The sequence below is a fragment of the Alteromonas sp. G5_S2_22_S1 genome (assembly GCF_054968525.1).
Genome location: NZ_JBQKUJ010000002.1, coordinates 111,493 through 125,217 on the forward strand (window position 1 = coordinate 111,493; position 13,725 = coordinate 125,217).

The 13,725-nt window shown below is 45.8% G+C and carries 10 protein-coding genes and 1 riboswitch; of the genes, 5 read left to right on the forward strand and 5 right to left on the reverse strand.

Annotation, left to right across the window (positions count from 1 at the left end; all coding sequences use genetic code 11):
- Positions 1-75: 75 nt before the first annotated feature.
- From ACTRWF_RS02715 to ACTRWF_RS02735, 5 genes are all read left to right on the forward strand, one after another.
- Positions 76-1,392, forward strand: a complete 1,317-nt coding sequence (locus ACTRWF_RS02715; protein WP_012517246.1) for a methyl-accepting chemotaxis protein — start codon at positions 76-78, stop codon at positions 1,390-1,392.
- A 557-nt stretch (positions 1,393-1,949) separates the two neighbouring features.
- Positions 1,950-3,359, forward strand: coding sequence for a CmpA/NrtA family ABC transporter substrate-binding protein (locus ACTRWF_RS02720; RefSeq protein ID WP_015066202.1), 1,410 nt, complete (start codon positions 1,950-1,952; stop codon positions 3,357-3,359).
- A gap of 89 nt (positions 3,360-3,448) precedes the next feature.
- Complete coding sequence (locus tag ACTRWF_RS02725) at positions 3,449-4,444, forward strand: ABC transporter permease (protein ID WP_012517248.1); 996 nt, start codon at positions 3,449-3,451, stop codon at positions 4,442-4,444.
- Positions 4,445-4,460: 16 nt separating this feature from the next.
- Positions 4,461-5,348 carry an ABC transporter ATP-binding protein gene (locus ACTRWF_RS02730; RefSeq protein WP_020742874.1) on the forward strand — a complete coding sequence of 296 codons (888 nt, stop codon included), beginning with the start codon at positions 4,461-4,463 and terminating at the stop codon, positions 5,346-5,348.
- Between the two features lie 130 nt (positions 5,349-5,478).
- Positions 5,479-6,699, forward strand: coding sequence for an alginate export family protein (locus tag ACTRWF_RS02735; RefSeq protein WP_015066205.1), 1,221 nt, complete (start codon positions 5,479-5,481; stop codon positions 6,697-6,699).
- A gap of 89 nt (positions 6,700-6,788) precedes the next feature.
- On the opposite strand, the gene ACTRWF_RS02740 is transcribed toward ACTRWF_RS02735, so the two are convergent.
- The 5 genes from ACTRWF_RS02740 to ccoG all read right to left on the reverse strand — a co-directional run bounded on the left by ACTRWF_RS02740 (position 6,789) and on the right by ccoG (position 13,312).
- Positions 6,789-7,379, reverse strand: coding sequence for an HD domain-containing protein (locus tag ACTRWF_RS02740; RefSeq protein ID WP_015066206.1), 591 nt, complete (start codon positions 7,377-7,379; stop codon positions 6,789-6,791).
- A 76-nt stretch (positions 7,380-7,455) separates the two neighbouring features.
- Entirely contained in the window at positions 7,456-8,088 is a 633-nt protein-coding gene (locus ACTRWF_RS02745; RefSeq protein ID WP_012517252.1) for a thiol:disulfide interchange protein DsbA/DsbL, read from the reverse strand.
- Between the two features lie 434 nt (positions 8,089-8,522).
- The gene (locus ACTRWF_RS02750; RefSeq protein ID WP_462835098.1) at positions 8,523-10,445 is read right to left on the reverse strand and encodes a TonB-dependent receptor domain-containing protein; all 1,923 of its coding nucleotides are present in this window, start codon (positions 10,443-10,445) and stop codon (positions 8,523-8,525) included.
- An 87-nt stretch (positions 10,446-10,532) separates the two neighbouring features.
- A riboswitch (cobalamin riboswitch) is annotated at positions 10,533-10,795 on the reverse strand.
- A 106-nt stretch (positions 10,796-10,901) separates the two neighbouring features.
- Positions 10,902-11,885 (reverse strand): serine/threonine protein kinase, encoded by a 984-nt coding sequence (locus ACTRWF_RS02755; protein ID WP_015066208.1) that lies wholly within the window; start codon positions 11,883-11,885, stop codon positions 10,902-10,904.
- Positions 11,882-13,312: a cytochrome c oxidase accessory protein CcoG gene (gene ccoG / locus ACTRWF_RS02760; protein WP_278385179.1), complete on the reverse strand. Its 1,431-nt coding sequence runs from the start codon at positions 13,310-13,312 to the stop codon at positions 11,882-11,884. The genes ACTRWF_RS02755 and ccoG overlap by 4 nt, the downstream gene beginning before the upstream one ends.
- Between the last annotated feature and the right edge of the window lie 413 nt (positions 13,313-13,725).

Consider the following 13,725-nt stretch of genomic DNA (forward strand, 5'->3'; position numbering starts at 1 on the left):
AGTGGTGATTTGCCTTTAGTGTAAATAGATGCAGACGTTAAAAATGCGTGAAACGAGGTCCATTAGGAGCGCAGAATGTTTTTCAAAAATAAAGAGTTGATAGCCGAGAAGCAACGTTTGGAAAAGGAAATCGAGGCATATCATACCGTTCAGGAAGAATTACGGGAAGAAATGTTGTATGTCGAATTAAGTGCAGAAGGCCGAATTCGCGCAGTGAATGACCTCTATTCCCAAGCTACTGGCTATTCACTCAGCGAATTAGAAGGCAAGAGTCTAGACAGCCTAATGAGTCAAAATGCGTTAAGAAAGCCAGCTGCACAGGATTTACTTGGCGCCATCAAAACTCACCGCCACTGGCATGGCGCGATAAGCTTTTTCGATGCTAAAGGCCAAGAGGTTTGGGTGAGGGGGATTATTCAGCCTATTGATGATGCCTTTGGAAATGTGAAGTACATCGCCTTTTATATGGCAGAGCAAACGCGAAATATCACTCACAGCAATGAATTGAGAGACATGATTGCTGCGCTTCATCGTTCTTCTGCTGTTATCGAATTTAAATTAGACGGCACTATCATCACGGCGAACGAGAACTTTTTAAAAGGGACCGGCTATACCTTAGAACAAGTTCAAGGTAAGCATCACCGCATCTTCTGTACCGAAGAAGAAGCAAATTCTGAGGAATATAAACAGTTTTGGCGGGGTTTAGCAAAAGGACAGTTAGAATCGGGGCGTTACAAGCGTATAGATAGTGCTGGCAATGAAGTGTGGTTAGAAGCGTCATACAACCCAATTAGAAATGAAGACGGAGAACTGTATAAAGTGGTGAAATTTGCCACTGTGATTACAGAGCAAATGCAGCGCGAATTTGCTATTTCTGAAGCCGCGAATGTCGCTTTTAATATTTCACAGGAAACAGGTGAACAGGCGCGCAAAGGTAATGAAGTACTCGATTCCACAGTGAATGCGATGAACGAACTTACCGCTCAAATGGGTAATGCTAGCGCAGGTATTAAGGATCTTGACGAGCAATCACAAAAAGTCGCCGACCTTGTAAAAAGCATTAGCGGTATTGCCGATCAGACTAACTTATTAGCATTAAACGCCGCTATTGAAGCGGCACGGGCCGGCGACCAAGGTCGTGGGTTTGCCGTGGTGGCTGATGAGGTTAGGCAACTTGCCTCGCGAACAAGCAGTGCTACAGAAGAAATTGTCAATGTGGTAGTAGAAAATAGAAAGCTAACTGAAAATGCAGTGCAGTTGATTGAAGCTGGGCAAGAAAAAGCCCGAGAAGCGTTAGAGTATTCAACTCAGTCTGGTCAAGCGATGGGCGAAATACAAAGTGGCGCGAACGAGGTGGTAAACGCCATAGGCCAATTCACTAAGCGTTTGTAAGGTAGTCTCCCTTTAACAAGGCCAACACATGATTCAGCGGTGGACGCGTATCACACGCACCACCGTTGAACAGTACCCCCTTTTTTGGTGCACTTAGCTCCCCGTAATTCTTGAATGTCCTTCCTTGTTTTTTGCTAAATATCATATAAATCAGATGTTTATATTTGTGGCACAAAGGCTGCTATTAATCTGGTGCAATAACGATACTGCTATTAAAGAGTAGTGTTTGCATACACAGTGCAACGACATTGTGGAATGCACAACATTTGCCATAGGGTAAATAAACAGGATTCAGCGGAGAACGGTAGGGAAGCGATATCATCTCCGGTAACTATGGCAAGTGAATAATAATAAGAACAGAGTGGTTTTATAAGCTAAAGCTTTTGATAAACCTCCCTTAAAGATGAGGTGTGTGAGCGGGAATTCCTGACTTACCATTAACAACTTGATGCGTTTGTAAGAACTCCGATATTACAAACACGGCAACGAAGCCCACCATGCTCGACGGTATTACGTCGATAGCTGGTGGGTTTTTTTTTTGGTTACGAGGAACACGTATGACTGGGTTAAAAACAACATCACTACTTAAACGCTTGCGAACGGCGAGTGCTGGCGTATGCGCTGCTCTCGCTGTCTCCGTAGCGAGCTTCTCCACTTCTGTTACCGCACAGGAGCCAGCGTTGGGCTGGCCTGAAAAAGAAGAGTTAAAGTTTGGCTTTATCAAGTTAACTGACATGGCACCCCTAGCGGTAGCCTACGAGAAAGGCTTTTTCGAAGAAGAAGGGCTTTACGTTACCCTTGAAGCACAAGCAAACTGGAAAGTGTTGCTAGATAGGGTTATTGATGGGCAGTTGGACGGAGCGCACATGCTCGCGGGGCAACCGCTCGGTGCGACTATCGGTTTTGGTACCGAGTCTCACGTGGTTACGGCCTTCAGTATGGATCTCAACGGTAACGGTATAACGGTATCCAATGAGGTTTGGGAAAAAATGAAAGCCCATATCCCTCAGGAAAATGGCAAACCAGTACATCCTATTAAAGCCGACTACCTGAAACCTGTTGTTGACGAATACCGCAACGCCGGTAGGCCGTTTAATATGGGTATGGTTTTTCCAGTTTCTACCCATAACTATGAACTTCGTTACTGGCTAGCCGCGGGGGGTATTCATCCGGGGTACTACGCGCCACACAAAGGTGATACAGCGGGGCAAATAGACGCACAGGCACTGCTTTCTGTAACCCCTCCTCCTCAAATGCCAGCAACCATGGAAGCGGGCACGATTTACGGATATTGCGTAGGCGAGCCGTGGAACCAACAGGCTGTATTTAAAGGCATTGGTGTTCCCGTTATCACTGACTACGAGATTTGGAAAAACAATCCCGAGAAAGTGTTCGGCGTTAGCCAAGGTTGGGCTGAAAAGTACCCCAATACGCATATTCGCGTGGTTAAAGCCCTTATTCGAGCAGCAATGTGGCTTGATGAAAACGACAATGCGAATCGTCCTGAAGCGGTGAAAATTCTAGCGAAAAGTAACTATGTAGGCGCGGATGAAGATGTCCTTGCCAACAGCATGACCGGAACGTTTGAGTACGAAAAAGGCGATAAACGCGATGTGCCAGACTTCAACGTATTCTTCCGTTATAACGCAACCTACCCTTACTACAGCGATGCGATTTGGTACCTCACGCAAATGCGTCGCTGGGGGCAAATATCTGAAGCAAAGTCTGACGACTGGTACAAAGAAACCGCGAAGAAGGTGTATAAGCCTGAAGTGTATGCTCAGGCCGCTAAAGCACTTATTGCAGAAGGAAAAGCGAAGGCGTCAGACTTCCCAGAGTTTTCGACAGAAACAGGTTACAAGCCTGCACAAAGCGAATTTATTGACGGCGTCACCTTTGATGGAAGCAAGCCAAATGCTTATTTAGAGCAATTTAAAATTGGCCTTAAAGGCAACACAGTTCTTTAAGTGTCGAGTTTAATCGCCCCGGAAGCTTCCTTTGGGTGCAGCGGGGCAAACACAGTGCACCAGCGCTTAATCAATGTCAGGAGCAAGCAATGAGCAAGATGACTACCATTCTTCGTCTTCCAACCTCGCCGTCTAATGCTAATTCAATGGCGAGTCGGCTATACCAATCCACCCCTGCCTTGTTGCTGCCTGTTATCGGTTTGCTAATGTTTTTGGCTATTTGGAATGGCGTCGCGAAAAGTATTGATACCTCGCTAGGGCAATTTCCTGGCCCGGTACAGGTTTTTGAACAGACGGGGGCATTAATTGATGAACATATTGCACAGCGTGAAAAGGCCGCGGCATTTTATGAACGTCAAGAGGCGAGAAACGCAGCTCGCGTAGCTCAAGACCCCACTTATGAGCCAAAAATAAGAGATTTTACCGGTGCGCCGACCTTTTTTGACCAAATATGGACAAGTCTATACACCGTAATGGTGGGCTTTTTTATTGCATCAGTGGTAGCGGTACCGGTGGGAATACTGTGCGGGTTGAGCAAGTCTGCCTATACGGCGATTAACCCCTTAATTCAATTATTCAAACCTGTGTCGCCATTAGCGTGGTTGCCCTTGGTGACTATGGTTGTGAGTGCGCTTTACGTTAGCGACGATCCCGCGTTTTCAAAGTCTTTCGTCACTTCGGCTTTTACCGTGTCGCTTTGTTGCTTGTGGCCCACGCTTATTAACACGGCGGTAGGCGTATCAAACATTGATAAAGACCTCATCAACGTGAGTAAAGTATTGCGACTAACGCCTTTAGCGCACCTAACTAAAATTGTTCTGCCATCGTCAATACCTATGATCTTTACTGGCCTTCGCCTGTCCCTTGGCATTGGCTGGATGGTGCTTATTGCCGCTGAAATGCTCGCTCAAAACCCAGGGTTAGGCAAGTTTGTATGGGATGAGTTTCAAAACGGCAGTTCAGAATCGTTAGCCAGAATTATGGTGGCCGTGCTGACCATTGGCGTAATAGGCTTTGTATTAGACCGCTTAATGTTATCAATTCAGCGCGCTGTAAGCTGGGACAAGTCGAGCGTACTACGCTAATTTTGAGGAGATATTTATGCACACTAAACACTTAGAGTTAGAACAGGTAGGTATCGATTTCCCTACGCCTAAAGGCCCGTTTACCGCGCTACAAGACGTGAATTTAAAAATTGCCAAAGGTGAGTTTGTTTCATTAATCGGGCACTCGGGTTGTGGTAAGTCAACGGTTCTTAATATCGTGGCTGGTCTACACCAAGCCACTACCGGCGGTGTAATTTTAGATGGCGCTGAAGTTAAACAACCTGGCCCAGAGCGTGCGGTAGTATTCCAAAACCACTCTTTATTACCCTGGCTGTCGGTGTATAAAAACGTAGAACTTGCGGTTAAATCTACCATGCGAGGTAAAAGCAAAGGCGAAATGCGCGACTGGATCATGCACAATTTAGAACTTGTACACATGACCCACGCCTTAGACAAGCTTCCCAATGAGATATCTGGGGGAATGAAGCAGCGAGTAGGTATTGCCAGAGCGTTAGCGATGGAGCCAAAAGTATTGCTGATGGATGAACCGTTTGGCGCACTTGATGCTCTCACTCGCGCACACCTGCAAGATTCACTTATGGAAATTCACGCTGACCTCGGCAATACGGTGATCATGATTACCCATGATGTAGATGAAGCGGTACTGCTGTCTGATCGTATTGTTATGATGAATAACGGGCCAGCGGCGACGATAGGTGAAATTCTAGATATTGAGTTACCACGTCCTCGAAACAGGTTAGCGCTCGCTGATAATAAGCAATACAACCACTATCGACATGAAGTGCTGACTTTCCTTTACGATAAGCAGAAGAAAGTAGAAACCGTGCCTTCACGGGCTAATCACTCTGCTTCACAGAAAAACAGTAAATTCAATGAGGTGTCATCTGAAAAAAAAGACGCTAAAAAATCAGATGCCGCCTAGCACTGCCGGCATCTGAATAAGGCGGTATACCTTACCGCCCACGCATTTTAACTATCGCTTTTCACCCGGCGTTTTCTGTCGGGCGGGAAAGTACTGACCAACAAAAATAAAGAACCGGTAGGTAAAACACATGAACTCGTCACGAAACTTTGGAATGAAAATACTCGCTACCTCTGTCATTACGCTGATAGGTACAAGCGCCATGGCCGATGATATTCACACTGCGCTAAGCGACGCAACTGCGTGGGCCGATTTAAACTTGCGTTATGAGTCTGTAGAGCAAGATAATGCACTAGAAGATGCCAGCGCATTAACGCTGCGCACGCGATTAGGCTTTAGTTCGGGCAGCGTTAACGGCTTTTCCTTTACCGCAGAGGTTGAAGATAGTCGTATCGTATTAGGCCAAGATGAATTTACTGTGGGCCCAACGGGCTTTAACGTGGGCGAATACTCGGTTATTGCTGACCCCGAAACAACTGAAGTCGACCAAGCGTTTATTCAATATAAAGCGGATAACTTCACTGCAAAGGTAGGTCGTCAAGTTATTACTTTAGACGACCATCGCTTTGTGGGTCACGTTGGCTGGCGACAAGACCGCCAAACCTTTGATGCAGTGAGTGCAAAGTATGCTGCATCAGAGAATTTATCGCTTTTCTACAGCTACCTTTACAAACGCAATCGCATCTTTGCCGAAGCGGCAGATTTGGACTCTAACGACCATATCTTACACGCCACCTACACCTCTAAAATAGGTAAGTTCGTGGGTTATGCGTACTTACTCGAAATCGATAGTGATACTGATAATGCACTCGATACTTATGGCGTCAGTTACGACGGGAAAACGAAAGGTGAAAAGGTTAACTGGGCGTATGGGGCTGAGTTTGCCACTCAGTCAAGTGAATCGGGCGCTGGTGAAACCGCGACGGATTTTGATGCGTCATATCTTAATGCCTATTTAGCTGCCAGCTTTTCTGGCGTAACGGCTAAAGTTGATTACGAGATTCTGGGTTCAGATGACGGCCAATATGGGTTCTCGACACCGCTGGCCACGTTGCATAAATTCAATGGTTGGACCGATCAATTCCTAGGTACACCTGCGCAGGGGCTAAAAGACCTCAAGTTTTCCCTATCAGGTGGCCTTGCTGGTGGTAAGTGGCTATTGGCCTACCACGACTTCACTGCCGATGACAGTAGCAACGGGGTAGACGATTTAGGTAGCGAAATTAATGTTCAATATACGAAGAAATTTGCAGGTAAATATAACTTTGGCATCAAGTACGGTACTTATGATGCAGGCGATATTAAAGTAGACGCGAACCGCTTCTGGATGTGGGTGGGGACACGTTTTTAAGATTATCCCCCCGTGCTAACAACGCTGTTTGTGTTAGCTCTCCACACCATGAATAAATACGCTGGCTATAGTGATATTAACATTGCTTGTTAATTGCTTAGCCAGCCGTTTTCAACCGCGATATCAAGCTGCTGTAAAACATAATCCCATAGGGCGGGGGCGCAGGTTTTAAGATGCGCGTTTCGCTTTTCTATTTTCTCTCTTGCAATATTATGCCGCTTCCAGCTACCGCCATTGTCTTTCATATTTTGAAACACGGGAAGTACACGGTCCATCGCTTTAGCAAACTCAGCATCGGCGGTTTCCGCTGCTTCAAATTCAAGCCAAAGGGAAAGCATTTCGCTATCTAGTGGGCTTGGAAGCAAGCCAAAGATTCGTTTAGCCGCTGCTAGTTCTTTTTCTGCTTGTTCATCGTGGTCGGCTTGGTGATTGAAAGCGAACATATCACCGGCGTCTATTTCAACGATATCGTGAATAAGGATCATGCGAATAACCCGACTGACATCAATGGGCTTAGCGGCGTACTGGCTTAACATGTTTGCCATTAGTGCCACGTGCCAACTGTGCTCGGCTGAGTTTTCCTGGCGATAGTTATCACAAGGTAGCGTTATTTGCCTTTTAACGGCTTTTAAATGGTCTAGCTCACATATGAAATCAGCAAAGTCACTTACTGCGTGCATTGGGTTCTCCAAGACATAAAAATGGGCGCTTAAGCGCCCATAATGTGTTTAATTGATGTAGATACGAATGGCGTAATTACTTTTGCTCTGATAGCCACACGATTAAATCAGCAATGTCATCAAATGACATGTCAGCGGTGAATGTTGGCTGATATTTACCGTTAATGATGAAGCTTGGCACACCCGTTAAGTGCTCACGGTATTCGTCAATCTGCTGCTGATTTTTACGCAGCATGCTGTTTACGCCAAAACTTTTTGCCATTTTATCAAACTCTTCACCGTCTACGCCATTTACAACGAAGATGTTACGAAGGTCTTTTAGGCCGGTAATTGACGCGCGCTGTTTGTGAATGTAGTTAAAGATGGCTTTGTTCATGGCATCTTCTTGCTTCATAGCGCGGGCAATAAGCATGGCTTTCGTTGCATCGTCCTGCACTTCAGGGCCAGTAAAACGCATAAAGTTTACGTGCACTTTGTTGAACTTGGTTCCGTCGCTTTTCTTTTCTTTAATTTGCGCAACGATAGGCTCAAACTGGAAACAGTGTGGGCACCAAAACGAGAAGTACTCAGTAATTACTGGCTTATCTGTGGCTTCTTTATCAAGTACTTTGTAGTGCGTACCTTCTTTCCATTTAGACGCTGGCTCTTGTGCACAGGCCGTTAATGGCAAAAGCATTGCCATGACAAACATTACTGCAAACTTTTTCATGGAATATGATCCTATGTTCAAAAATATTATCGGTGATGAGATTATCACAGCATTGTTCGCTTAACTAGGTTCTGTTGTTCTTCAAAACCTTATACGCGATAAGCTCACCAAAAAACGAGATTCAAAGCCTAGTGTGTTACACGAATGGCTGCCGTTTCATACAAACTCTTGTAATAACCGGTATGGTGCGAACGCAGATTTCAACGTGTGGGTTAGGTTTTACAGGACGTAAGTGTAAAACTGCCAAACTGAACAAAAGATGAATTAAGGCGGGTATCAAGGTTTTTGGGGTACTCACGTGGCAACATGACACGTGGCTTACGTGTTTTTAATCGCGCTTGGCTTGTGTGTTTTCAATCGCAATCTAGCCTAGCAAAAAATAAAAGGCTATACCGTGGATATAGCCTTTATACTTGTGCCGTAAGTGGGGTTTCCTACATGCTGTAGTTAACTGACAGGAGCGCACGGCGCTCTTGACCGGCGTAGCCCACAATGTCTTCATAGTCGGTATTAAAGGCATTATCGACCTTTAGTGAAACCTGCCATTTAGCATCAATCTGGTAACTAAGGTTGACCGTTGCCAGCGTGTAGGCCGACAGCGCTAGTGTCTGCGATGGCTCAGGGAACGGCGGGAAGAAGGTATCATAGTGGCTACCCGTATAAGCCAGCTTCGTGTACAAGCTGAATGCATCTGTTCCAAAGTCTGTGGTATAGGTGATTGAGCCTTGATGACGCGCACGGCGAAGTTCAGTGGTGGTAACGCCATTATCTGTTTGCTCTGCGTCTAAATAGCTGTAAGCGGCAGTAATGTTACCATAGCCACTGTTCCAGTTAAGCTCTACGTCTACCCCTTCACGAGCGCTTTCGCCGTCAATGTTGTCGGCGCTAAATGCGCCAGCGTCTGGGACGAAAACGAAACCGTTTATCTCATCCTCTAAGTCGGCAGTATAGACGCTAATCTGACCCGTAACCTTCTTCCAATTAGCTTTAACACCTACTTCCCACTCTTCACTAGTTTCAGGTTCTAGGTTGGGGTTGCCAACGAAGCTGGCTGGGAAAAAGCCAAAGCGCTCTGTAAAAGTAGGCGTTTTAACCGCGCTTCCATAGCTGGTAAACAGCGTGTAGTGGTTATTTAATTGCCAGCTTAACCCGCCGCGATAGCTAAGTGCATTATCAAACTCGCTGTTGTTGTCATAACGGGCGCTTAACGTAGCCGTTAAAGACTCGGTTAATTGACCGTTAGATTCTGCAAAAACGCTGTACGTATTGTCGTGCTGCTTTTGATTAGGATCGCCAAAATTGATGGGGCCGCGTTGGTCGAACAGTCGCTGTAGGTATTCAACGCCGCCAGCAAAATCCCAATTTTTAATGGTGTAAAAGCTTGTCCAATTTAACTCAATACGCTCCCCAGTTGTACCGCCGGCGTCAACGCCTGATTCGGTATTGTCATTCTCGTCTTTTCGGTAGTGTGCACTTAATGCAGAACGATATTGCGTATTGTTTGGGGCAAACTCCCAGCGTAATTTAGCGCTAAGTTGTGCGCCGTCGGTCACATTATCGGTGTCAGTTGGTAAGCCGGTAACAGCAAAGTCAGTGCCGTCGTAGTCGTTTTCATAGTGCACGGTACGCAAATTAGCAATTAGCGTATGCTCATTAGATACAGCGTAGTTAAGGTTAAGACCAGCGGTCATGTTATCGTAACCGTCATCTTCATTGCCTACGCGCGAAACATTATCGCCATCGGTACGGATATAGCTAGCATAGGCAGACACACCCACATTATCGCTTTGAGAGCGGGCATTCATACTGCCTTGTAGCGTGCCTTGTGTCCCTGCTGCTGCAGAGAAATCAATGTGTGACTCATTGGCTGCAAATTGGCCCGACTTTGTTGTAATGCTCAGCACGCCACCAATAGCGCCACTTCCCCAGCGGGCGCTTTGAGGGCCGCGAAGCAGTTCAATACGCACCACATTGGCGCTGGTTAAGTGGGCCAAGTCAACCAGGCTGCCTTGGCCTATATCGTTAGATACAACGCCATCAATTAATATAAGTAAATGGTTGGTTTCGCTTCCGCGAACGCGCACTTCAGTTAAGCCGCCTGGGCTACCAGATTGAGCTAGGCTAACGCCCGGCAAACCGCGAATAAGGTCGGTTAGTTGCAGTGCACCTGAAGCTTGTATATCGCTTTCGGTGAGTACTGAAACAGAGCCGGGAAGTTTCGTTAACGATATGGGCAAACGCGTTCCGGTTACGGTAAGCGTTTCAATATCTTGGTTGAGTGTTTGAGAGTAAGCAGGTGTGCTTAAGCACGAGAGAACCGCAGCACTTAGCGCTGCTTTATTAAAATATGTACGCATGGTTTTTTATATTTTCTTTGATGCACTCCGCCCGAGCACATGTTTAAGGGAAGCGTTCTATTTGCTAATTTTGAGGCTACAAGCAAACGACACCGTGAGGCACAGGCCGGTATCCGGGCTTACTCACCGTCACATTTAAAGTGATAGCTCTTTTGCCTTCCCATCTAATAGTGTTTACTAGCGCAAAAGCGCGCTCACTTACAAAAGACAGTGGCGTATGAAAAGAAAACGACATAGCGTTGAGTTTACCGTTGCGGGGGCAGCATCAGTTTTCCACTGATTTCCCGTTTAACCCTAGTTATCGTCGTCATCGGTTGATAAACAAGGGCACCTACGCGTGGGCGATTATATAGAAGTTAAAAATTGATAGCGAATACAGTTTTTTATACCTTACGCCTTTTCGTTGTCTTTAATACACTGCGAAAAGGCGTAGTGAAAAAGCACGTGTTAAATGGGCTAATAGCCCAATTTTAATGAAGGCTCTTGAAGCGCAGATAGCTGCTCTTTTAATGCAAGAATTTGTCCTTCCCAATATTTATCTTCTGCAAACCAAGGGAACGCACGGGGGAACGCAGGGTCTTCCCAGCGTCTTGATAGCCACGCCATATAGTGCACCATACGCATGGCGCGAAGGGGCTCGATAAGCGGAAGTTGCGACGTGTCGAAGGTGTGAAACTCCTCGTAAGCTTCAACTAAGGTATCAAGCTGCAAAAGCTGCTGTTGACGGTCGCCGCTTAGCATCATCCATAAATCCTGAATGGCTGGGCCCATACGACAGTCGTCAAGATCGACAAATGTCGGGCCGTCTCGCCATAAAATATTACCCGGGTGACAGTCGCCGTGTAAGCGAATGGAAGTGGTGGGCTTATACGCTTCTTTGGTGGCAGAAATGACGGGATTTAATATGGCAAAAAATGCGGTTTTTAAATGATCAGGTAGCAAAGTACTTTGCTCGAGCACTTGTTTTGGCTCGTTGAGATAGCTTTCAACATCAATGGAAGGGCGAGAAGTAAATGCTTTGGAATGAGCGACACGATGAATGCGACCTATAAAGCGGCCCATCCACTCGAGTTGGTCAAGGTTATCATTTTCAAATTGTCTGCCGCCAACAGAGGGAAACAGCGCAAAGCGGTAGTCGGTCTCACCTACTTTGTGATGGTGCAACGTACTGCCGTTTATGGCAATAGGCGCGGCCAAGGGAATTTCATTCTCTATAAGTTCTTGAGCAAACTCATGCTCTTCGCTGATTTGAGTGTCGCTCCAGCGGCCTGGGCGATAGAACTTGGCAACGTAACGCTTGCCATCTTCGGCAAGAAATTGGTAAACCCGGTTTTCATAGCTGTTAAGCGCTAACAAGCCGCTTTGAAGAAAAATGCCCTGGCTTTCCAGGGCATCTAATATGGTATCTGGGCTAAGCCCAGAGAAAGAAAAATCTGTCATCGATAAAGGAACTTCGTTGGTTCATCAACCGTAACCGTTTCTCCATCAATTGTGGTGGTTACACTGATAAAAATATCGGTAACCGTATCTTCCAGATTATAGGCGTCGGTTGCAACTGAAATCGGTGTGCTGTAAACCGCACCACCGACAACCGTAACCGTTTGCTCACCTATGTATTCGTAATCAGGTAGCCCTTTCACTGCAATAGTGTAGGTTTGGGTTTGCTGAGTTTTATTTAAAACCTTAATGGTATATACGTTTTCTATCAGGCCTTCATTGGTTTCACGGTATAGCGAGTTTCTGTCGCGAATAATGTCCACCTCGGTGGGGCTTCGCGTCCAAATGTTGGCAAATAGTAAGCCTGTCATAACGATAAGCACTACAAAATAGCCAATCAGCTTAGGGCGTAAAACGTGCGTTTTACCGCCGGCCAGTTCTTCTTCTGACGTAAAACTAATCAGGCCTTTGGGGTAACCCATTTTATCCATAACGCCGTTACAGGCATCGACACAGGCACCACAGTTAATGCACTCGTATTGAAGGCCGTTACGAATATCAATGCCAGTGGGGCACACTTGTACGCACAGGTTGCAATCAATGCAATCGCCTAAGCCTTTCTCTTTTACCTGCTCGTGACTAAGTTTCCGGGGGCGCGGCCCGCGCTGCTCACCTCGATTTGCGTCGTAAGATACAGTGAAGGTATCTTTGTCGAACATGGCTGACTGGAAGCGGGCATAAGGGCAGATATGAGTACACATGATTTCTCGCATATAACCCGCGTTACCATAGGTACAGACTGCAAAGAAAATAACCGAAAAGCCCGCCCAAAAGCTTGTGTCAAAGGTAGCAAAGTCAATAAATAAGGCACCAATGGGGGTAAAGTAACCCACAAAAGTTAAGGCAGTAAGCAAGGCAACTAATACCCACGCTGTGTGTTTGGCTGTTTTCCTTAGAAATTTATCTACGTCCATTTTACGCGCATCAAGCGCTATGCGCTTATTGCGTGGGCCTTCGAATTTCTCTTCAAACCACGTGTAGATATAAACCCACGTGGTTTGTGGGCACATAAAGCCACACCACACTCGCCCTGCAAAGGTTGTCACAAAGAAAAGTGCAAAGGCCGAAACAATGAATATATAGGCTAATAAAGTAAGGTCTTGAGGCCATAAAGTAAGCGAGAAAATAGTAAACCGCTGCTCACCAATATCTAGTAGAACCGCCTGGTGGCCGTTGTATTGAATCCATGGAATAACGGCAAACAAGGCCAAAAAGAAAAGGCCAAAGAAACGTCTGAAGGTTTCAAGAGGCCCCTGAACGGCGCGCACATAAATACGGCTGCGTGAATCATGGCGCTTACCCTCTGCACCACCTTTCGGCTTATGCACTTTTACCGGCGTAACGGTCTTTACCGGTATTTTTTCATTCATAGCTTAACCTTATGTAGATGTAGCGAACTGCCTGCGCAGTATAACTGCGATCTCAACATCGTATTTAATATAGATCAATAATGGGGCGTATGATCTAACTTTTAGGACTTTCAGTCAATACTGAAAGTTTAGAAATTTCACGAATGACATAGCGTAACGCGTTGATTTCTCGTTTAAGCGTAAACACTTTTATACAGCTCGTGAAAATCGTTCTAGATGCGTACTACTATACATGAGTATAGATTGTCGTATTTACAGATAAACCCGTAAGCCATTAATATCGGCGACAATATTATGGTCAAATACTGTCTAAATCATGTACATTAGACTTACTCTAAAATGGAATTTGGCAAAAAGAAGTTAGGTGATCTGTTTTTAAGTTGTGTGTAACTTGAAGCTATTTGTTTAAAACG

Bases quoted from the DNA above. Each gene is read 5' to 3' on its own strand.
- ACTRWF_RS02750 (WP_462835098.1), bottom strand. From the start codon at position 10,445: ATGCGTACATATTTTAATAAAGCAGCGCTAAGTGCTGCGGTTCTCTCG.
- ACTRWF_RS02715 (WP_012517246.1), top strand. From the start codon at position 76: ATGTTTTTCAAAAATAAAGAGTTGATAGCCGAGAAGCAACGTTTGGAA.
- ACTRWF_RS02730 (WP_020742874.1), top strand. From the start codon at position 4,461: ATGCACACTAAACACTTAGAGTTAGAACAGGTAGGTATCGATTTCCCT.
- ACTRWF_RS02735 (WP_015066205.1), top strand. From the start codon at position 5,479: ATGAACTCGTCACGAAACTTTGGAATGAAAATACTCGCTACCTCTGTC.
- ACTRWF_RS02740 (WP_015066206.1), bottom strand. From the start codon at position 7,379: ATGCACGCAGTAAGTGACTTTGCTGATTTCATATGTGAGCTAGACCAT.
- ccoG (WP_278385179.1), bottom strand. From the start codon at position 13,312: ATGAATGAAAAAATACCGGTAAAGACCGTTACGCCGGTAAAAGTGCAT.
- ACTRWF_RS02755 (WP_015066208.1), bottom strand. From the start codon at position 11,885: ATGACAGATTTTTCTTTCTCTGGGCTTAGCCCAGATACCATATTAGAT.
- ACTRWF_RS02745 (WP_012517252.1), bottom strand. From the start codon at position 8,088: ATGAAAAAGTTTGCAGTAATGTTTGTCATGGCAATGCTTTTGCCATTA.
- ACTRWF_RS02725 (WP_012517248.1), top strand. From the start codon at position 3,449: ATGAGCAAGATGACTACCATTCTTCGTCTTCCAACCTCGCCGTCTAAT.
- ACTRWF_RS02720 (WP_015066202.1), top strand. From the start codon at position 1,950: ATGACTGGGTTAAAAACAACATCACTACTTAAACGCTTGCGAACGGCG.